The 20223-nt window shown below is 71.5% G+C and carries 19 protein-coding genes and 1 pseudogene; 5 read left to right on the top strand and 15 right to left on the bottom strand.

The features are described from left to right. The first annotated feature begins 50 nt into the window (after nucleotides 1-50). From OG746_RS33215 to mshC, 4 genes are all read left to right on the top strand, one after another. Nucleotides 51-737 carry a histidine phosphatase family protein gene (locus OG746_RS33215; protein WP_266721424.1) on the top strand — a complete coding sequence of 229 codons (687 nt, stop codon included), beginning with the start codon at nucleotides 51-53 and terminating at the stop codon, nucleotides 735-737. Nucleotides 738-836: 99 nt separating this feature from the next. Then, nucleotides 837-1427: an Rv2134c family protein gene (locus tag OG746_RS33220; RefSeq protein ID WP_266721426.1), complete on the top strand. Its 591-nt coding sequence runs from the start codon at nucleotides 837-839 to the stop codon at nucleotides 1425-1427. Further along, on the top strand, nucleotides 1391-2221 hold the full coding sequence (locus tag OG746_RS33225) for an Rv2133c family protein (RefSeq protein ID WP_266721428.1): 831 nt from the start codon (nucleotides 1391-1393) through the stop codon (nucleotides 2219-2221). The genes OG746_RS33220 and OG746_RS33225 overlap by 37 nt, the downstream gene beginning before the upstream one ends. A gap of 107 nt (nucleotides 2222-2328) precedes the next feature. Beyond that, a complete protein-coding gene (mshC, locus tag OG746_RS33230; protein ID WP_266721430.1) occupies nucleotides 2329-3558 on the top strand; it encodes a cysteine--1-D-myo-inosityl 2-amino-2-deoxy-alpha-D-glucopyranoside ligase in 1230 nt (409 codons plus the stop codon). A gap of 80 nt (nucleotides 3559-3638) precedes the next feature. On the opposite strand, the gene OG746_RS33235 is transcribed toward mshC, so the two are convergent. The 15 genes and pseudogenes from OG746_RS33235 to OG746_RS33305 all read right to left on the bottom strand — a co-directional run bounded on the left by OG746_RS33235 (nucleotide 3639) and on the right by OG746_RS33305 (nucleotide 18579). After that, nucleotides 3639-4298, bottom strand: coding sequence for a hypothetical protein (locus OG746_RS33235; RefSeq protein ID WP_266721432.1), 660 nt, complete (start codon nucleotides 4296-4298; stop codon nucleotides 3639-3641). A gap of 40 nt (nucleotides 4299-4338) precedes the next feature. Continuing rightward, nucleotides 4339-6081 carry a S8 family peptidase gene (locus tag OG746_RS33240; protein ID WP_266721434.1) on the bottom strand — a complete coding sequence of 581 codons (1743 nt, stop codon included), beginning with the start codon at nucleotides 6079-6081 and terminating at the stop codon, nucleotides 4339-4341. 298 nt (nucleotides 6082-6379) lie between these two features. Then, a complete protein-coding gene (locus tag OG746_RS33245; protein ID WP_266721436.1) occupies nucleotides 6380-7345 on the bottom strand; it encodes a PAC2 family protein in 966 nt (321 codons plus the stop codon). Between the two features lie 141 nt (nucleotides 7346-7486). Beyond that, nucleotides 7487-8329, bottom strand: a pseudogene (locus tag OG746_RS33250) (MFS transporter); the annotation flags it as partial. A gap of 260 nt (nucleotides 8330-8589) precedes the next feature. Then, entirely contained in the window at nucleotides 8590-9588 is a 999-nt protein-coding gene (locus tag OG746_RS33255) for a Rieske 2Fe-2S domain-containing protein (protein WP_266721438.1), read from the bottom strand. Nucleotides 9589-9595: 7 nt separating this feature from the next. Further along, on the bottom strand, nucleotides 9596-9838 hold the full coding sequence (locus tag OG746_RS33260) for a recombinase-like helix-turn-helix domain-containing protein (protein WP_266721439.1): 243 nt from the start codon (nucleotides 9836-9838) through the stop codon (nucleotides 9596-9598). Nucleotides 9839-9893: 55 nt separating this feature from the next. After that, the gene (locus OG746_RS33265; RefSeq protein WP_266721441.1) at nucleotides 9894-10844 is read right to left on the bottom strand and encodes a PDR/VanB family oxidoreductase; all 951 of its coding nucleotides are present in this window, start codon (nucleotides 10842-10844) and stop codon (nucleotides 9894-9896) included. Nucleotides 10845-10854: 10 nt separating this feature from the next. Continuing rightward, a complete protein-coding gene (locus OG746_RS33270; protein WP_266721443.1) occupies nucleotides 10855-12483 on the bottom strand; it encodes a thiamine pyrophosphate-binding protein in 1629 nt (542 codons plus the stop codon). A gap of 9 nt (nucleotides 12484-12492) precedes the next feature. Next, a complete protein-coding gene (locus tag OG746_RS33275; RefSeq protein ID WP_266721445.1) occupies nucleotides 12493-13269 on the bottom strand; it encodes an SDR family oxidoreductase in 777 nt (258 codons plus the stop codon). 35 nt (nucleotides 13270-13304) lie between these two features. Beyond that, the gene (locus OG746_RS33280) at nucleotides 13305-14054 is read right to left on the bottom strand and encodes an SDR family oxidoreductase (protein WP_266721447.1); all 750 of its coding nucleotides are present in this window, start codon (nucleotides 14052-14054) and stop codon (nucleotides 13305-13307) included. Then, nucleotides 14047-14568, bottom strand: coding sequence for a cupin domain-containing protein (locus tag OG746_RS33285; RefSeq protein WP_266721449.1), 522 nt, complete (start codon nucleotides 14566-14568; stop codon nucleotides 14047-14049). The genes OG746_RS33280 and OG746_RS33285 overlap by 8 nt, the downstream gene beginning before the upstream one ends. Nucleotides 14569-14590: 22 nt before the next feature. Beyond that, nucleotides 14591-15361 carry an alpha/beta fold hydrolase gene (locus tag OG746_RS33290; RefSeq protein WP_266721451.1) on the bottom strand — a complete coding sequence of 257 codons (771 nt, stop codon included), beginning with the start codon at nucleotides 15359-15361 and terminating at the stop codon, nucleotides 14591-14593. Beyond that, entirely contained in the window at nucleotides 15358-16152 is a 795-nt protein-coding gene (locus OG746_RS33295) for an aspartate dehydrogenase domain-containing protein (RefSeq protein WP_266721452.1), read from the bottom strand. The genes OG746_RS33290 and OG746_RS33295 overlap by 4 nt, the downstream gene beginning before the upstream one ends. After that, the gene (locus OG746_RS33300) at nucleotides 16149-17072 is read right to left on the bottom strand and encodes a VOC family protein (protein ID WP_266721454.1); all 924 of its coding nucleotides are present in this window, start codon (nucleotides 17070-17072) and stop codon (nucleotides 16149-16151) included. The genes OG746_RS33295 and OG746_RS33300 overlap by 4 nt, the downstream gene beginning before the upstream one ends. 22 nt (nucleotides 17073-17094) lie before the next feature. Then, nucleotides 17095-18579, bottom strand: coding sequence for an aldehyde dehydrogenase (locus tag OG746_RS33305; protein WP_266721456.1), 1485 nt, complete (start codon nucleotides 18577-18579; stop codon nucleotides 17095-17097). Nucleotides 18580-18786: 207 nt separating this feature from the next. Between OG746_RS33305 and OG746_RS33310 the strand changes: the two genes are divergently transcribed. Further along, nucleotides 18787-20169, top strand: coding sequence for an MFS transporter (locus tag OG746_RS33310; protein WP_266721458.1), 1383 nt, complete (start codon nucleotides 18787-18789; stop codon nucleotides 20167-20169). Nucleotides 20170-20223 lie beyond the last annotated feature (54 nt).

The following is a 20223-nucleotide window of genomic DNA, read 5'->3' on the forward strand; positions in this document are numbered from 1 at the left end:
TCCCAGTACCCGGCACTGCCGCACGTCGTCGTATGCCTAGGGTGGGGCACATGCCCACGCTGATCCTTGTCCGGCACGGACGTTCCACCGCCAATACCGCGGGAGTGCTCGCCGGGTGGACGCCCGGTGTGGCGCTCGACGAGCGCGGCGCCGCGCAGGCCGCGCGGCTGCCCGAGCGGCTTGCGGACCTGCCCCTCGCCGAGATCGTCGCCAGCCCGCTGCAGCGCTGCCGGGAGACCGTCGCGCCGCTGCTCGCCGCGCGGCCGGAACTGACCCTGCGCACCGAGGACCGCATCGGCGAGTGCGACTACGGGGACTGGTCCGGCCGCAAGCTCGCCGAGCTGTCCGACGAGCCGCTGATGCAGGTCGTGCAGCAGCACCCGACGGCCGCCGCGTTCCCCGGCGGGGAGTCGATGCGGCAGATGCAGCACCGGGCCGCCGAGGCGGTACGTGAGTGGAACGCGCGCGTGGAGCGCGAGCACGGCGAGGACGCCGCCTATGTGATGTGTTCGCACGGCGACATCATCAAGTCCCTTGTCGCGGACGCCATCGGGCTGCATCTGGACCTCTTTCAGCGCATCTCCGTAGAGCCGTGTTCCATCACGGCGATCCGTTACACACGGCTGCGCCCCTTTCTCGTACGCCTCGGAGACACCGGGGACTTCGCGTCCCTGGCACCGCGCGAGGAGCCGGGGGAGCCGGACGCACCGGTCGGGGGCGGCGCGGGCGCACCGTGATCGTCGGCCGCAGTAGGGTGAAGCAGCCGTCAGCACGGTCAACCCGGTCGGCCCTGACCGGTTCCAGCCAGTCGATTTCGATCCCATGGAGATCAGGACGTGTCCCGTCAGGTGTTCCTCTACGACCCTCCGGAGCGGTTTGTGGCCGGTACGGTCGGGCTCCCCGGGCGCCGCACCTTCTTTCTGCAGGCCACGGCAGGACCCCGGGTCACCAGCGTGGCCCTGGAGAAGACCCAGGTGGCCGCGCTCGCCGAGCGCATGGACGAACTGCTCGACGAGGTCGTGCGGCGTACCGGGGGCAATGCCCCGGTGCCCGCCGTGGCCCCCAGCGAGATCTCCGACACCGCGCCGCTGGAGGCGCCCGTGGAGGAGGAGTTCCGCGTCGGCACGATGGCGCTCGCGTGGGACGGCGACGAACAGCGCATGATCGTCGAGGCGCAGGCACTCGTCGAGCTGGACGCCGAGTCCGAGGAGGACCTGGCGGAGGCCGAGGAGCAGCTTCTCCAGGACGAGGAGAACGGCCCGCCGATGCTCCGCGTCCGCCTCACAGGGAACCAGGCCCGCGCCTTCGCCAAGCGGGCCCTGGACGTCGTGAACGCGGGCCGCCCGCCGTGCCCGCTGTGCAGCCTGCCGCTCGACCCGGAGGGACACGTATGTCCGCGCCAGAACGGATACCGGCGGGACGCGTGAGCGACCGGGACCTGCTCACCTTCGGTGAGCTGAACGTCGAGGGACAGATCCGCGAGGCGTCGAACGCGGTGCTGGTGTGCACGGTCACCCACGAGGGCCGCGAGGCCACCTGCGTCTACAAGCCGGTACGCGGCGAGCGCCCGCTGTGGGACTTCCCCGACGGGAACCTGGCGCGGCGCGAGGTCGCCGCGTACGAGGTCTCCGAGGCGCTCGGCTGGGGCCTCGTGCCGCCGACGGTGCTGCGCGACGGGCCGTACGGCGAGGGCATGGTCCAGCTGTGGATCGACACCCCGGAAGAGGTGGACGAGGGCGACGGGCTGCTCGCCCTCGTCGACGGTGAGGAGCCGGGGGAGGGCTGGAAGGCCATCGGGTTCGCCGAGGTCGGAGAGGGCCGCACGGCGCTGCTGGTGCACGCCGACGACACCCGTCTGCGCCGGCTCTCCGTGCTCGACGCCGTGATCAACAACGGTGACCGCAAGGGCGGGCATCTGCTCGTCGACGCCGAGGGGCACCTGTTCGGCATCGATCACGGTGTGACGTTCAACGCCGAGGACAAGCTGCGCACGCTGCTGTGGGGCTGGGCGGGGGAGCCGCTGACCGAGGAGGCGACCGGGGCCCTGGAGGCGCTGCGGGCGTCCCTGGGGGCGGGCGAGCGGCTCGCTGAGCGGCTCGGTGATCTGATCACGCCGGCCGAACTGGAAGCCGTACGGGAGCGGGTCGCGGACCTCCTCAAGACCGGTCGGCACCGGGAGCCGGGCGGGGACTGGCCCGCGATTCCCTGGCCGCCCGTCTGAAAATCGCCGCTCCTAGCGCGCCCGGCATGATCACGCAAGAGGGCGAGTTCGGCCATTACGCCTGGTCCGGTTCGTATGTGGAAGCAGCGTCCGGTTACGCTCGATGCATGCATGCCTGGCCCGCTTCTGAGGTCCCCGCCCTGCCCGGCAAGGGCCGCGACCTCCGGATCCACGACACCGCGACCGGTGGGCTCGTCACCCTTGACCCCGGTCCCGTCGCCCGTATCTACGTCTGCGGCATCACGCCGTACGACGCGACCCACATGGGTCACGCGGCGACCTACAACGCGTTCGACCTCGTGCAGCGCGTGTGGCTCGACACCAAGCGGCAGGTTCACTACGTCCAGAACGTGACGGACGTCGACGATCCTCTGCTGGAGCGGGCCGTGCGTGACGGCATCGAGTGGGACGGCCTCGCCGAGCGCGAGACCGCCCTCTTCCGTGAGGACATGACCGCCCTGCGGATGCTGCCGCCGCAGCACTACATAGGCGCCGTCGAGGCGATACCCGGCATCGTGCCGCTCGTCGAACGACTGCGTGACTCCGGTGCCGCCTACGAGCTCGAGGGCGACACCTACTTCTCCGTGGACGCCGACCCGCACTTCGGGTCCGTCTCGAACCTCGACGCCGCAGCGATGCGGCTGCTCTCCGCCGAGCGCGGGGGCGACCCGGACCGTCCGGGCAAGAAGAACCCGCTCGACCCGATGCTGTGGATGGCCGCCCGCGAGGGCGAGCCCAGCTGGGACGGCGGCTCGCTCGGCCAGGGGCGCCCCGGCTGGCACATCGAGTGTGTCGCCATCGCCCTCGACCACCTCGGCATGGGCTTCGACGTCCAGGGCGGCGGCTCCGACCTGGCCTTCCCGCACCACGAGATGGGTGCCTCGCACGCCCAGGCGCTCACCGGCGAGTTCCCGATGGCCAAGGCGTACGTGCACGCCGGCATGGTCGCGCTCGACGGCGAGAAGATGTCCAAGTCCAAGGGCAACCTGGTGTTCGTCTCCGCGCTGCGCCGCGAGGGTGTCGACCCCGCCGCCATCCGGCTCGCGCTCCTCGACCACCACTACCGCTCCGACTGGGAGTGGACGGACCAGGTGCTCGCCGACGCGGTGGCCCGTCTCGACCGCTGGCGCGCCGCCGTCTCCCGCCCCGACGGCCCGTCCGCCGAGGCGCTCGTCGAGGAGATCCGCGAGGCGCTCGCCGACGACCTGGACGCACCCACCGCGCTGATCGCCGTCGACCGCTGGGCCGAGGCCCAGTCGACCGATGGTGGCACGGACGAGGGCGCCCCCGGCGTCGTATCGCGTGCCGTGGACGCCCTGCTGGGCGTAGCGCTGTAGTCCCACCAGACAACAACCAAGAGGGCGCCTCCCTGTGCACGGGGAGGCGCCCCTTTTCGTGTGTGCCTTTCACCTTCCCGTCAGATGCGCTGGACGCGCACGCTGCGCAGGACGAGCGGCGTGCCCGTGTCCCAGATGCCGACGACCTGGTGGCCGAACGCGAAGGCCTCCTGGACCTCGTCGTGGGCCTGCGGGGTCGGGTTGTTGAGGACCCGGAACTGGTTGTTGATGCGCAGGAAGATCTGCCGCGGCTGACCCGGGAGCGGCTGCACGATGTCGATGTAGCCGTTCGCCACACCGGAGGCGAGTGCCTGCTGCTCGATCTGCTGCTGGGCCTGCTGGTGCGCGGCCTGCTGGACCTGCTGCAGATGCTGTTGCACCTGCTGCTCGATCTGCTGTGCCTGCTGGTCCTGCTGCTGGCCTTGCTGCTGCTGACCGTACTGCTGTTGCCCGTACTGCTGCTGGCCCTGCTGCATCTGCTGGCCGAAGGGCTGCTGTTGCTGCTGCCCGCCGAGCTGCTGGAGCAGTTGCTGGTACGGCTGCTGCTGGCCGAGCTGCTGGAGCTGCTGCTGGAGCTGCTGGACGAGCTGCTCCTGGCCCTGACCACCCTGGCCCTGACCGCTCATGCCCGGCTGCTGCTGACCGTACGACTGCTGGCCCATGCCGTGCTGTTGCTGCTGGTAGGGCGAGGTGCTCGGGAACTGCTGACCCTGCTGGCCCATTTGGGGGGTGATGCTCATGCGGGTGCCACCTTCCATCAATGGTTGGTTGCGTTGCCTCTCAGCCCGTGACGACCAGGCCGACGACCTCGTCGTCCGAGAACCACACACGTACGTCGGGCCGTCCCCCTGCGAAGGCGGTGTGCACCGCCTGGCGGGTCTCGGGGGACGGATTGTTCAGATTGCGCCAGGAGCCCGCCACGAACAGGCGTAGCCGAGGCGGGAGTTCGGGCGGATACGGGATCAGCTCGTCCCAGTACCGCTCGGCCTGGCCCGAACCGACCGTCGAGGGAAGCAGGTTGGTGACCGCTCCCTTGATGTCGGGCCGGTTGCCGATCCGCTGCGAGGCGGGCCGGCCGGGGGCGTCCTGCTGTGGTGAGCCGGTCGCCCGGAGTACCTCGCGCGCCCGCTGCGAGGTCATCGGGCGCTGACCGCCTGCCTTGAGCATTCCTTGGAGGGCGGTCAGCGCGCCGACGACCACCGGGGAGGCGGACGAGGTGCCTGAGAAGGTGTCGGTGTACCAGGCGATCTCCTCGGTGCCGCCCTGAAGATCGCCGGGCTTGTTCCAGGAGCCGCCGGTGGTGGTGACCTCGCGGCCCCAGCCCTGGGCGTCCACGCGGGCACCGTAGTTGGAGAACGAGAGGCGCGAGCGGTCCGGGCCGTGGTCGCGGCCGTGGGTGCCGGGTGGCGGGGCGCCCGCGCCGACGAGGACCGCGTCCGAGGAGCGGTTCGACGGGTTGAACGGGTTGTGCCACCACGTCGGGAACTCGTCGGGCCGCCGCTCGTACACGGCGTCGTCGAGGGACTCGGACCCGTTGCCCGCCGCGCCCACGACCACGATGCCCTTCGCCGTCGCGTACTTGATGGCCGCGAAGTCGTCGGGCCACCACTCCAGGGCGATGTAGCCGCGCTGGTCGTCGCGCGGTTCGAAGTCGAACCGCGGCCCCGGGCGGTGCAGTTCGATGAGGATGACGTCGCCGGCGCTCAGCCGGTCGGCCGCCGCGTGGATCGCCGCCGCCGTGCCCACGCCCTGGAAGGACGCGGCCGCCGTCACGGCCTCCGGCACGATGCCGGTGATGCCGCGATCGTTGCGGTCGCCGCCGATCACGCCGAGGACCGCGGTGCCGTGATTGCGCCAGGCCACGTCCGAGATCGGCGTGCCGACCACGATGCCGGCGAGCTTCGCCGACAGGTCCTCGTGCCCCAACTGCCAGGCGCCCTCGACGTCGATGACGGTGACGCCCTCGCCGCTGCCGCCGAGCCGCCGCCACGCCCACTGTGCGTCGATGCCGGCGGGCGCGGGGCCCAAGTAGCCCTGGCGGCCCGTGTAGTCGGGCGTCGCGGCCGTCTTCTCCTTCTGCCGCCGCGCCTCGTCGAAGTTCTCCGGGGACGACGCGCGCGCCGCGGGTACCGCGCCGGGCTTCACGTACGCCGTGTCGATCTCCGGGAGGGCCGCGATCCGCGACCGCAGCTCCTGCGCCCGCTCGGCCCCGCCGCGCACCCGGTAGAACAGCGCCAGGTCCGGGACGTCGGCCGCGGGTGCCTCGCCGACTTCCTGTACCCGCTCCTCGCTGCCGAACAGCGGTTCAAGAGCGAGTTGTTCGTCTCCGAGGAACATGTTCAGCGCCGATACGTCGGCGCCCGCCGCGGAGCGCACACCGTCGGTCTGAACGCGCAGGCGGGCCTCCGGGCGCGCCACAACGATCAGTTCCTCTTCCGCCCCGCGATAGGTGAAACCGGATCCCTCCGGCCCCGGCCCGGCCGCTCCCGGCCCCTGCGCCGGGCTTGCGTGCTGGTCGGTCATCGGTCCACAGCTCCCCTCGCCACATCAGGTCGTACGGGTCTGCTTGTGCCGTGTGTTTCCTTGCGGCTCGTCGGGGCTCACCCTGCTACGCCGACGCCCGCCCGTCCACCCCCCTGCCGACCAACTGCGTTTGAAAACAAGTTGAATGGGGAACCCCCTGCAACTGCCATCAATTCGGCCGGAAACAACTGTCACGCCGCAAACCGGCCAGATTCGGGGCGCGGGCGCGGGTGCGGGTGCGGGCACGACGGAGGGCGGGGCGCTCGGCGCCCCGCCCTCCGGTCACTTCGTGCTGCGGCTACTCGTCGCCGTCGTCGCCCTCGGGGCGCGGCGGCTTCGGCGGCCTGGTCCGGCCGCTGGGGTTGTCGCGCAGGTGCGAGGAGCCGTCGCCGCCGTCCGTCGCGTGACCGCCCGGCTCGGCGTCCGGATCGCGGCGCTGCAAGTAGCGCTCGAACTCGCGGGCGATGGCCTCGCCGGAGGCCTCGGGCAGCTCCGCGGTGTCGCGGGCCTCCTCAAGGGACTGCACGTACTCGGCGACCTCGCTGTCCTCGGCCGCCAGCTGGTCCACGCCCAACTGCCAGGCCCGCGCGTCCTCGGCCAGGTCGCCCAGCGGGATGCGCAGGTCGATCAGGTCCTCAAGACGGTTCAGGAGGGCCAGCGTCGCCTTCGGGTTCGGAGGCTGCGACACATAGTGCGGAACGGCCGCCCACAGCGAGACCGCGGGGACGCCCGCGTGCGTGCAGGCCTCCTGGAGGATGCCGACGATGCCCGTCGGACCCTCGTACTTGGTCTCCTCCAGGTTCATCCGCGAGGCCAGGTCCGCGTCCGACGTGACACCGCTGACCGGAACGGGCCGGGTGTGCGGGGTGTCGCCGAGCAGCGCGCCGAGGACGACGACGAGTTCGACGCCCAGCTCGTGCGCGAAGCCGAGCAGCTCGTTGCAGAACGAGCGCCAGCGCATGGACGGCTCGATGCCCCGGACCAAAACCAGGTCGCGCGGCTTGTCCCCGCCGATACGGATCACCGAGAGCCGAGTCGTCGGCCATGTGATCTTTCGCACGCCGGCGTCGACGAACACGGTCGGGCGGTTGACCTGGAAGTCGTAGTAGTCCTCGGCGTCCAGCGCCGCGAACACCTCGCCCTTCCACTCCTTGTCGAGATGCGCGACCGCGGTGGAGGCGGCGTCGCCGGCATCGTTCCAGCCCTCGAACGCGGCCACCATGACCGGGTCGACCAGCTCGGGAACCCCCTCGAGCTCGATCACCCAGTGCCTCCTTCCGACGTGCCCTCGCGTACCTGCCCACCTTACGGCGTCGGCGGGGGCCCTCCGCAGCCCCCTTGTGGGCGCGGACTGCCCCCAACACTGCCCCACGGTGGAGTGGTCCACTCCACCGTGGGGCAGTCGTCAGGTCCGCGCGAGCCGCGCCGCGTCGGGTTCGGCGGCCGGTGCCTCGCGGATCGGCCTGACCAGCAGCCATGCCCCGCACACCAGGGTCAGCGCCTGGGCCCCGGCGAGCAGGGTGAATCCGGCGCCGAAGCCGTGGCCGCCGCTCGCCGCGATGGCCACGCCCATGAGGGTCGGCATGAACGCCGACACGAGGTTGCCGACCCCGTTCACGACCCCGTAGGCGCTGCCGACGAAGTGGGCGGGCGCGCAGTGCTGGACGAGGGTGGGGATGGCGGGGCCCTGTAGGCCCCAGAAGGCGCCGGCCAGAATCAGGCCGGTGGCCGCGGCCCCGTCGCTGTCCGCGCCCGCGACGAGCAGCACACACACGGCGGTGCCGGTCGAGCCCACCACGAACGGCAGCGCGAGCAGCCGCCGCGGCAGCCGGTCGAGCAGCAGCCCGCCCAGGAACCCGGACACCAGCGACATCAGGAACGGCAGGGCGGAGACGATCCCCATCGCGGAGAGGGAGAAGTGCCGCTCGTGCAGCAGATACGAGGGCAGCCAGGCGCTCGACCCCCACAGATACGCGAGCGTGGCGATCTCGATGACCAGGATGGGCGCCAGGCGCGGCATGCGCAGCGCGCCCTTCAGCGTGGCCCCGAAGCCAGGCCGCTCGGCGCCGCGCACGCCACGTCCTCGTACGCACAGCAGGATCAGCGGCAGGCCGATCACCGCGTTCAGCGCCGCGAGGGCGAGGAACGAGGTGTGCCAGTCGAAACGGTAGACGAGGTACGTGATCAGGGGGAGGCCCGCGGCCGTGCCGAGGGACACCCCCATCGAGCTGACCGCGTTCGGGCGGCCCGCTTCGTGCGGCGCGCCCCGTGCGGCGCGAGTGCGGGTACTTCAAGCCCGCGAGGCGGCGGGTGCGGGCACATTAAGCCCCTGCGGCGATTGAGCAGCGGGGTCCGGGGCAGAGCCCCGTGGCCGCAACGCCGTCGGGGTGGGGGTCGACCGTGGGCGCTGCCCCGACGGGGTGCCGCCTTGCCCACCCTGCCGCCCCAGGCGGCGGACTGCCCAAGGCGGTGGCGCCCCAAGGTGGTGGAGCCCCAAGGCCGTGGCGGTCACGTGGACGCCTGGGCCTCTGCGGCCGAGTGGTACATGCGGCGGAGCCGGACCACGCCGAGGTCGTGCTGGTACAGGTTCTCCTGCTGGTCGGCGTCGGCCGGCATGGCCTCCAGCATCTCCCGGTCCTGCTCCAGGACCTCCCAGTGCCGCTTCTCGATGAGCGTCTTGTAGAGGAAGCGCCAGGTGTCGCGCTGCCAGCCCTGGACCTTGCGGTAGCGCCAGAAGAAGACGGCGCAGCGCCCCTCGTCGACCGGGCGCACCATGCCGACGATGCCGAACGGGCCGCCGGGGCCCGCGGACGGCGGGTAGGGGATCGACAGGTCGACCCAGTCCACGCCCGTACGGCACAGCTCGACCCAGTCGAAGTTCACCCCCCGCTGGTCGGTCTTCTCGAAGAAGTAGCCGCGGTCGGTCTCCCGGATGCGGAACTTGGCGGTGGTGTCACCGTCGAACATGGTGTGTGAGTCGTGGTGCAGGAACTGGCCGTGCATCGGGTCGAGCAGGTTCTCGACGCCGTAGCGCCACGGCACGTTCCACTCCGCGTAGCAGAGGATCGCGTCGGTGTCGGGGTCGGTCAGCGGCTCGGGGAGCGTCAACTCGGCCGGTTCCGGGTGCTGTTCGTCGCCGAAGTAGGCGAGTACGGCGCCGGACACCTCGCGCACGGGAAGCGACGTGACGAGCTTCTTGCCCTCCAGGTTGCAGCCGGGCAGGCCGGGCACGGAGGAGACGGTGCCGTCGGTCTCGATCTCGATGCCGTGGTACCAGCAGGCCACCCGGTCGCCCAGGTGTTTCCCGAGGGAGAGCGGGGCGCCGCGGTGCGGACAGCGGTCGGCGAGCATGCTCAGGGTGCCGTCGGAGCGGCGGAACAGCAGCCACTGCTCGCCGAGGACGGTGACCTTGCGCATCGCGCCGGGCGCGACGAAGGAGGAGGGGACGACGGGGTGCCACTGGTTGCGCAGGCCGGTCGCGTAGATCTTGTCGGCGGTCAGAGCCATGGGTGTGTCACGCTCCCAGTCGGTGCATCTCGGCGCGGAAGGATTCCTCGGTCCACGGCGCCCCGTCGGGGGCGTGGACCTGACGGGCGTTCAGCCCGCTCACGACGTCGGTGAGTTCGTGGCCGACCTTGGTGAAGACCTCTTCGAGGGTGGCCGCCAGCTTGAACTCGTAGGGGCTCGGCTCGTGGTCGCGGGACTGGTGGACCTCCAGGTACGGCCAGTCGGTGGTGGTCTCGGTGGTGCTGCTCATGGGTGTCTCCTACGTCTTCAGGAGGTTCAGGAGGTTCAGGAGGTTCAGGTGGGGCTTACAGGTCCAGTACGAGGCGGGAGCCGGCGGCGCAGCGCGAGACGCAGATCATCATCGAGGCGCTCGCGGCGTGCTCGGCCTCCGACAGGAGGAAGTCGCGGTGTTCGGGGGCGCCTTCGATGACGCGGGTCTCGCAGGAGCCGCAGATGCCGTCGCGGCACGAGCTGGTGACGTCGATGCCCGCGGTCTCGGCGGCCTCCAGGATCGAGGTGTCGGCGCCGACGGTGAGGGTCTGCCCCGAGGTGCGGCACTCGACCTCGAACTGGCCGTCGTCCTCGGACCGTTCGGCGACGGGTGCGGCGAACCTTTCGAGGCGCAGTCGGTCGCCGGGGCAGCGCTCCTCGACGGCGGCGAGCAGCGGCTCGGGCCCGCAGGAGTAGATGAGGGCCCCTTCGGGCAGCCCGGCGAGCGTCGCGTCCAGGTCGATGTGCCCCTGCTCGTCCTGCGGCACGAGGGTCAAGTCACCTCCCAGAGCAGCCAGTTCTTCGGTGAACGCCATCGAGGCACGCCCCCGGCCGCCGTACACCATGCGCCAGTCGGCGCCGCGCCGGGCCGCCTCCCTGGCCATCGCGAGGATCGGCGTGACACCGATGCCGCCGGCGATGAACACGTACGCGGGGGCGTCCTCCAGGGCGAAGTGGTTGCGCGGCTCGGACACGGTGACCTGCTGGCCGGGGCGCAGCTTGGTGTGCACGTGGCGCGAACCACCGCGCGAGGACGGCTCGTTGAGCACACCGATGCGGTACGTGCCGCAGTCGGACGGGTCGCCGCACAGGCTGTACTGGCGCACCTGCCCGCCGACGTGCACGTCGAGGTGCGCGCCAGGCGCCCAAGCGGGGAGTGGCTTGCCGAGCTGGTCGGCGGGCCGGGTCAGCTCGACGGACAGGACGCCGTCGGCCTCCCAGGTCATCCGCCGGACCAGCAGGTCCAGGAGACGGTCGTCGGTCATGGTGGTCTCCTTACGCGCCGGGGATCTTCACGGGCGGGGTGAACGGGTTCTTCATCGGGCCGAGCGAGGCGAGGTCGACCTCGACGAGCGTCGGCCCCTCGGCGCCGACGGCCTGCTCGATCACCGGGCGTGCGTGCTCGGCGTCGGCGATCCGGAGGTACGGCAACCCGCAGGCACGGGCGAGGAGTTCGAAGTCCGGGGTGGCGAGGTCGACGCCGGAGCGGCGCTCGCTGTAGCGGTCCTGCATATTGCGCAGCACGCCGTAGCCGCCGTCGTTGAAGACCAGGACGGTCAGGCGGGGGCGTTCCTGGGCGACGGTGAGCAGCTCGCCGAGGTGCACGGCGAGGCCGCCGTCGCCCGCGATGACGACGGTGGGCCGCTCGGGGTCGGCGAGCGCGGCTCCGATGCCCATGCCGAGGCCCTGCCCGATGCCGCCGCCGCGCGGGAAGACGTTGGAGCGCGGGTCGTACATCTCCAGGAGCCGGTTGCCCCAGCTGCTGGACGGGATGGTGACGTCGCGGGCGACGACGGCGTCGCGCGGCAGCACGGCGCGCAGTCCGTCGCAGATGGCGGCCTGGGGGCCGATGTTGTCGTGGAGCGTGGCGCGTACCTCGGCGCGTACGTCCTTGATTCGCTGGGTCCACGACGGCTCGGCGGGGCGGGCGTGCGGGAGCAGGGCGGCCAGGGCGTCTACGGCGTCGGCGTGCAGGGTGTGCGCGGCCGGGTAGACGCGGCCGAGGGCGGCGGCGTCGACGTCGATCTGGATGTGGCGGTCGGCGTCGGGGAGTTGGAGCCCGTAGTCGGCGGTCTCGTTGGAGCGGAAGTGCGTGCCGATGGTCAGCAGAACGTCCGCGTCGGCGAGCAGGGCCCGCCCGGCGGGGGTGGTGGCGAAGTTGCCGATGACCTGCGGGTGGTCCTCGGGGACCGCGCCGCGCCCGGAGTTGGAGGTGAGCAGCCCGGCGCCGGTCGCCTCGACGAGCGCGGTGAGCTCGGCGCCCGCGCGGGTGGCACCGCCGCCGGCCCAGATGAGGGGGCGCTCGGCGGAGGCCAACAGGGCGGCTGCGGAGGCCAGTTGGGCGGCATCGATAGCGGTGGTGACCTGCTCGACGTCCTCGGGAGCGTCCGTCTGCGCCGCGTACTGAAGGTCGATCGGCCACTCCACGCTCGCCGGGCCGCCGGGTGCGGCGAGCGCGGCGCGGGCGGCGGCGCGCAGGACGGTGCCCGCCTCCTCGGTGGAGCAGACGGTGGCGGCGTACGCCGAGACCGCGTCGAGCATGCCGAGCTGGTTCTTCGTCTCGTGGATGAACCCGCGTCCGCTGCCCAGGAATTCGGCCTCGACCTGGCCGGTGACGTGCAGCACGGACGTGCCGGAGGCGAGCGCCTCGATCAGCGACCCGGCCGCGTTGCCCGCACCCGTCCCGGTCGAGGTGAGCGCGCAGCCGATGCCTCCGCGGGCACGGCCGTACGCGTCGGCGGCGTTCACGGCGCTCGCCTCGTGCCGCACCGGTACGAAGCGCAGCTCGCGGTCGACGGCCTCGACCAGCGGCAGGTTGTGCACGGACACGATGCCGAAGACGGTGTCGACGCCGAGTTCCTTCAGGACGGCGACGAGGAGGTCACCGCCGTTGGTGTACTGCATGTGAACTCCTCAGAGGATGCCGCGGCCGACGCCGCCGCAGACGTCGATGGCGGTCCCGGTGATGTACGAGGCGCGTGGCGAGAGCAGCGCGACGATCGCGTAAGCGACCTCCTCGGCGCGGCCGAGCCGGCCGAGCGAGACGCCGCGGTCGGCGGCCAGTTCCGCCTGCCAGTCCTCGTAACTCATCCCGGAGTCCGCGGCGGCGTGCCGGCGCGTCCACTGCCCGGTGTCGATGAGGCCGAGGCAGACCGAGTTGACCCGGATGCCATCCGAAGCCAGCTCCTGGGAAAGGGACTTGGAGAGGTTGAGGATGCCGGCGCGGGCGGCGCTCGTCGTGATCAGCCGCGGCTCGGGCTGCTTGGCGAGCACCGCGTTGACGTTGACGACGGAGGCCGCTTCGGACGCCCGCAGATACTCCCGCGCCGCCTGGAGCGGATTCAGCACGCCCGCGAACTTCAGCTCCAGCTCGTCGCGCCAGTCGTCCTCGGTCGTGTCGTCGAGGCGCTTCATGCGGGACTGGCCGGCGTTGTTGACCAGTCCGTCGATGCGCCCGTCGAAGGCCTGCGCGGACGCCGCCACGAAGCCGCGTACGGCGTCGGCGTCGCGCACGTCGCAGGTGGCGGTGAAGAGGCGCTCGTGGGTGCCGAGCTTCTTCAGGCGGTCGGCGTCGCGCCCGCAGGTGGCGACGTTCGCGCCTTCGTCGAGGAGGGCGCGGACCGTGGCCAGGCCGACGCCCGAGCTGCCTCCGGTGACCACATAGGTCCGGTCGGCGAGGCCCAGATCCATAACTCAGTTCTCCAGTACGGAAGTTGGGTGTTGGGTCAGTTCATGGTGAATCCGCCGTTGACGGCGATCACCTGTCCGGTCAGATAGCGGGACTCCTCGGAGAGGAGGAAGGACGCGAACCCGGTCAGGTCGTCGGGCTGCTGCGGCCGGGAGATCGCCCGGTTCGCGGCGTAGAGACCGTGCCGCTCCTCCGGGACCGTCTCGGTCGCCTCGCATTCGGTGAGGCCCGGCGCCAGCGCGTTCACGGTGATGCCGCGCTCGCCGAGCTCCCGGGCCATCGCGCGGGTGAGGGCGATGACCGCGCCCTTCGACGTGATGTAGTGCGCGAGCCGGGGCGAACCGTAAAGGGCGGCGTCCGAGGCGATGTTGACGATGCGTCCGGTCGGGCCGAACAGCGGGTGCAGCGCCTTGGACACCAGCCAGGGGCCGCGCGCGTTCACCGTCATCAGGCGGTCCCAGGCCTCGATGTCGATGTCCTGGAACTCCTTGCCGCCGACGCCGTTGGCGAGGGCCGCGTTGTTGACGAGACCGTAGAGCCCGCCCAAGTCACGTACGAACGAGGCGAGTTCCTCGACGGACGCCGGGTCCGCCACGTCGCAGCGTGCGAAGTGCGCGTCGTGCCCCTCGCTCCGCAGCTCCTCGGCCGCGCGGGCGCCGCGCTCCGGGTCGAGCTCGGCGAGGACGACCCGGAAGCCGTCCGCGCCGGCCCGGCGGGCCATGGCCAGTCCCAGACCACGGCCCGCCCCGGTCACGACGACCGTGCGCGCGTCACGCGAGTCAGTCACGGGTGACGCCGTGCATCGGCGAGTACTCGGGGTACGAGGGCACCTGCGGCTTCTGCGTGCCGATGACCACGCAGAACAGGGCGTCGGTGTCGCCCTCGTTCTTCAGCGAGCGGGTCACACCGGCGGGCACCACGATCATGTCGCGGTAGCCGAGGGTGCGGTACTCGACCTCGTCCGGGCCGCGGTGGACGCCGACGCGAACCTCGCCCTCCAGGACGAAGAAGGCCTCCTCCACGTCGTGGTGGGTGTGGGCCGGGCCCTCGGCGCCGGGCGGAAGCAGCATGTTGGAGAAGGTGAAGCCGCCGGACGGCAGGATGCGGCTGTCGCCCTCGTGGTTGCCGGTGGCGCCGGAGCCGACGTAGCGGATCTGGCCGCGGCGGTACTGCTTGCCCGCCTTCTCCTGGAAGGAGAGCGTGTCGAAGTCGGCGACGCGGGACTCCTTCGACGCGATCAGCGAGTCGGTGTACGTGCCGAGGTCGCCGCCGTTGTCGTACTCGGTGGTGGTCAGAGGCATGGTGTGAGCCTTTCGGGGTGCGTCAGCGGGTGACGATGTGCAGGTGGGACAGGACCCAGGCGTTGAACCGCTCGGGCTGTTCCTGGTTGGCGAGGTGACCGGCGTCCTTGACGATCACGTAGGCCGTCTTGTGCAGGCCGCCGGCGATGACCTGGGAGGCCTCGACGCCGGTGACCTTGTCGCGGTCGCCGCAGATCACGAGCGTGGGCGCGGAGACGGCGGACAGTTCGGGGCGCAGGTCGGCGCCGGCCATGGCCTCGGCGGCGTACCCGTAGCCGGGCAGTCGCACGGAGGAGGCCATGGTGTCGACGACCCGCTCGACGAGTTCGGTGGGCGCGAGGTCCGAGACGAGGCGCGGCCCGCGCTTCTCGGCGAACGCGCGCGGCCCGGCCTCCGCCAGCTCCGCGGCGCGCGCCCGCATCCCGGCCGCCTTCGCCTCGTCGGTGCCGGAGCCCGCGCTGGAGTCGGCGACGATCAGCGAGTCGACGAGGTCGGGGTGACGGGTCGCGAGCCGCAGCGCGATGACACCGCCCCACGAGACACCGAGGACGTGCGCCGACGGGCCGTACGAGCGGATCAGCTCCGCCGCGGCGTCCGCGAATCCGTCGAGGTCCAACGGCCCTTCCGGGTCGGGGGACTTGGCGTATCCGGGCGCGTCCCAGGCGATGACCCGGGCGTGCGGGGCGAGCCCTTCGAGCTGCGGCGCGAACGCGGCCGACGAGGAGCCGATGCCGTGCAGGCACAGCAGCAGCGGACCTTCGTCGCCCGCCTCTTCGACATGTATGCCGGTCACAGGATCTGCCCCGAGCGCCCGGCGAGCGCGGCCACCGACCGCAGCACCGCGTACGGCACGACCTGGCTGGTCGCCGGGTTGCCCGGGTCGGGCCGGTGCGCGACCTCGAAGCGGTACGCGCCGTGCTCCCCGGACGCCTCGATGACGTGCCGGGTGCGGGTGGCCCCCGGATCGGCGACGACCTCGACCCGCACAGCGTCCAGGTCGCCGACGGCGAGGGCGACCGAGGCGGCCACGTTCGTCGACTTGGGGAACTTCACCGGCACGTCGCGCGCCGTGCCCGACATGACCTCGACGGGTCCGGTCGCCGAGCGCATGCGCCCCAGCAACTCCTCGTCCATCCAAGGCTGTTCGAGGGTGGAGGGAAGCTTCGTGGTGGTGAGCCGGACGTCCTCGATCGGCCCCAGGGCCCGCACGGCCTGGAGCAGATCGAGGCCGCCGACCGCGCCGCCCGTGAAGTACACCCGGCCGGGACCGGCGTCGAGCAGCCGCTTGGCGAGCTCGTCGTCGGTGAGGGCCCCGGTCGAGGCCACGAGCAGATCGGTGCCGGAGGTGAGGACGTGCTCGCCCCACTCCCGTACGACGCCTTGACCTGCCGCCTCGACGATCAGGTCGCACAAGTCGATGGCCTCGTCGAAGGTCACCTGCGGCGCGGGCGCCGCCTCGCCGAGCGGCCGGTTGTCGACGATGCACGTCAACTCGGCTCCCTGGACGTCGCCTTGGGCGAGCGCCGTGCCGACGACGCGGCCGATGGCGCCCCAGCCGACGAGTCCGACCTTCAGCGTGCTCATTTCTGTGCTCCTTCCGGAATGACCGGTGACTCCGGCGAACCGGCCATGTGACAGCGGATCTCCTTCGACGGCGCCCCCGCCGTGCCCCACAGATCGGACAGCTCCGGCACCCGCCGCCACACCTTGGCGATCCACCGGTCCTCGACGATCTGCGCGACCTCGGACGTGTACTCGCAGACGAGCCCGGTCGGGTCGGTGAAGTAGGAGAAGGTGTTGTTGCCCGGCCCGTGCCGCCCAGGACCCCACTTCGGGACGATCCCGTGGTGCCGGAGCCGCCCGAGCCCGCGCATGAAGTGGTCGACCGAACTCATCTCGTACGCCACGTGGTTGAGGGACACCCACTCGGCCTGGTTGAACGCGATGCAGTGGTGGTCGGCGTTGCAGCGCAGGAACGCCATCTGGTGCTCGGACCAGTCGGACACACGCAGGCCGAGGACGTCGCAGTAGAAGGCGACGGCGGCGTCGATGTCGGGGGTGTTGAGGACGGTGTGCGTGACGCCGACCGGCACGGCCGTGTCCTGCCCGCGCGGCGCCACCGCCCAGGTCTCGGCGGACAGCTCGACGAGCCGGCCCTCGTGGTCGTGGAACCGGAGGCCGTAGCCGCCACCTACCTGGTCGAGCGGTCCAGGCCCCGCGACCGGCACGATCCCGCGGGCCTCCAGGCGGCGCGCCGCCTCGTCGATCTCGGCGGGGGTGGTGACGGCGAACACGAGGCGGCCGAGGCCGGTGCGGTCGGAGCGGGTGAGCTGGAGGGCGTGGTGCTGCTCGCCGGTGCCGCGCAGCCAGCTCGCGCTGTGCTCGGACTCGACGACCTCAAGGCCCCAGGCCTCCTCGTAGAAGTCGGTGGCCTCGGCGAAGGAGGGGGTGAGCAGTTCGACGGAGCGCAGCGCGCGCAGCCGGGCGATCGGGGGGTGGGACATCTCAGGAACTCCTGGATCGTGGTCAGTTGGCCCAGGGGAGCGGGGCTTCGGACGTGCCCCAGTACAGGGACTTCTGGCGTTGGTAGGCGCGGATGGCGTCACGCCCCTTCTCGGTGCCGAGGCCGCTGTCCTTCATCCCGCTGAACGGGGTGGACGCGCTGAACTGCTTGTACGTGTTGATCCACACGGTGCCCGCGTCGATCCGGCGGGCCAGGTTCCAGGCGGCGCGGTGGTCGCGGGTCCAGATCCCGCAGGCCAGGCCGTACACGGAGTCGTTGGCCTGGCGGACGAGGTCGTCCTCGTCGTCGTAGGGGAGGACCACCAGGACCGGGCCGAAGATCTCCTCCTGGCAGGTGCGGGAGTCGTTCGGCAGTCCGGCGAGGACGGTGGGCAGGTAGTACGCGCCGTTCTCGTACGCGGGGCCCTCGGGCGCGGCGCCGCCGCACAGCACCTCGGCGCCTTCGGAGCGGGCGAGGTCGACGTAGGCGGCGACCGAGTCCCGGTGCTTCTGGTGCACGAGCGGACCGACCTGGGTGTCGGGATCGGTCCCGGGCCCGACGCGCAACTTCCCTACCCGCGAGACGAGTTCATCGACAAACGACTCGTACAGCGACGCGTGGACGAACAGTCGCGAACCCGCGATGCAGGACTGCCCGCTGGACGAGAAGATCCCGAACATCACGCCCGCGAGGGCCTGTTCGACGTCCGCGTCGGCCCGCACGATCGTCGGCGACTTGCCGCCCAGTTCGAGGGAGGCGGGGATCAGCTTGCGCGCGGCGATCTCGGCGATGGAACGGCCGGTCTCCGTGCCGCCCGTGAACCCGATCCGGCCGACGAGGGGATGCCGTACGACGGCGTCGCCGACGACCCGTCCGCTGCCCGGGAGTACGGACAACAGGGCGGTGGGCAGGCCGAGTTCGGCGAGGGCGCGGGTAATGATCCGCCCGAGCTTCAGTGAGACCAGCGGGGTCCAGGCGGCCGGCTTGAGCAGCACCGCGTTCCCGGCGGCCAGGGCGGGCGCGATCTTCTGCGCGTCGCTGGCGACCGGGGAGTTCCACGGGTTGATCGCCCCGACGACGCCGATCGGCTCGTGCACGCTCATCGTGACGTACGGGCCGCGCGAGGGCGTGATCGCCTCCTCGGCGGTCTCCAGGGTCGCGGCCAGGTACCGGAAGGTGCCGGCCGCGCTGAGCGCGAGCGCTTTCGTCTCGGTGAGGGTCTTGCCGGTGTCGGCGGTCTGCGTCGCGGCCAGCTCGTCGGCGGCCTCCTCGGTCAGCTCCGCGATCCGGTACAGGAGCCGGGCCCGCTGGTGGGGGAGAAGCTCGCGCCAGGCCGGGTCCGCCGCGGCCGCTGCCGCCGCCCGCGCGGCCTCGTCGACGTCCTCGGCGGACGCGGTGTGCAGCGTGGCGAGCACCTGGCCGGTGGCGGGGTTCACGGTGTCCAGCGGAGCGCCGCCGCCGCGTCGCCACTGGCCCGCGACGAGGATTTCGGTGGGGTGGTGGGACACGGCGGAGCCTCCGGCGTACGGGAGTTGACTTGCTGAAGTGCTAGAAAGCTAAGCGCTTAAATGTTTTCCCGCAAGACCCTGCCGCCGGAAGCTTCGTGCTTCTCATGACTTCAGATGCCTAAGCGCCTAACCATTGACCGCTAAGGAGTTGGCTTCTACTGTCGCCGCAATCCCCTCGTGTTCGCGTGCTCGCGGAAGGACCCCTCCATGACGACTGTGGCCGGTAAAGCCGGAGAATCCGGCAAGCAGGGCCTCGGCTCGATCGCGGCCAGACTCGAACGGCTGCCGCACTCCCGCTGGCACGTCAAGGTGCGCTTCCTGATCGGCGCCGTGACGTTCTTCGAGGCCTTCGACCAGCTCCTGGCCGCCTCCGCGCTGCCCGTCCTCATCAAGGACTGGCACCTGAGCACGGGGCAGGCGACCTTCGCGGTCACCACGGGATCCGTCGGCATGCTGTTCGGCGCGCTGGTCGCCGGGTGGCTGGGGGACCGGATCGGCAGGGTGCGCACGGTGGCCCTGGGCGTCGCGATCACCGGCGTCGCCAGCCTCGCGGTCGCCATGGCGAACGGGATCGAGCTGTTCTCGCTCTTCCGGTTCGTCCAGGGGCTCGGCATCGGCGGCGTCGTCCCGGTCGCGGCCACGTACATCAACGAGATCTCCCGCTCCGACAAGCGCGGCCGCTTCGTCCTGCTCTACGAGATGATCTTCCCGGCCGGACTCGCGGCGGCCAGCCTCGTCGCGGTGTGGGTCGTGCCGAACCTGGGCTGGCGCGCGATGTTCGTACTCGGCGCGCTGCCTGTCCTGATCGCGGTGGCGCTGCCCAAGCAGGTCGCCGAGTCGCCGCGGTGGCTGCTCTCGCAGGGGCGTCTGGAGGAGGCCGAGCAGGTCATCGCCCGGATCGAGGGCGAGGTCGAGCGGGCCGTCGGCGAACCGCTGCCGGAGCCCGGTCCCGCGCCCGTGGCGGAGACCGGGCGCGGCCGGCTGCGGGACCTGTTCACCGGCCGCTATCTGCGACGCACCGCCGTCCTGTCCGGGCTGTGGTTCGTCGCGTACTACGTCAACCACGGCATCTCGACGTGGCTGCCCTCGCTCTACACCAAGAACTTCGGCCTCGACCTGACGACCGCGCTGGTCTACACGCTGCTCAGCAACATCACCGGCCTGGTCGGCACCTTCGTCGTCGCGCTCCTCATCGACCGGATCGGCCGCCGCCCCGCCCTGGTCGCCGCGCTCGGCGGCACGGCGCTCACCCTCGGGATCCTGGCCCTGGTCGGGGTCACGTCGGGGATCCAGGTCGCGCTGTTCGCGTCCTGCACGACGTTCTTCGTCTACGCGATCAACGCGGGCCTCTATCTCTACTCGCCGGAGCTGTACCCGACGCGGAACCGGGCCACCGGCGCGGCCTTCGGCGGCCTGTGGAACCGGCTCGGCGTCATCCTCGGCCCGATCACGGTCGGCGCGATCATCGGCTCGGGCGGCGGACTCGGCCTGGTCTTCGCCCAGTTGGCGGCCGTGGCGATGGTGGGCGCGGTGATCGCCCTGTTCGCGGTGGAGACGAAGGGGAAGACGCTGGAAGAGCTCAACTCGTAACGGAGGGTGGGGGTGTCGCGGCGTCGGAGGCAGGTGCCCCCGGCGCCGCCGTCG

The sequence above is a fragment of the Streptomyces sp. NBC_01016 genome, from assembly GCF_026341035.1.
Lineage (GTDB): Bacteria > Actinomycetota > Actinomycetes > Streptomycetales > Streptomycetaceae > Streptomyces.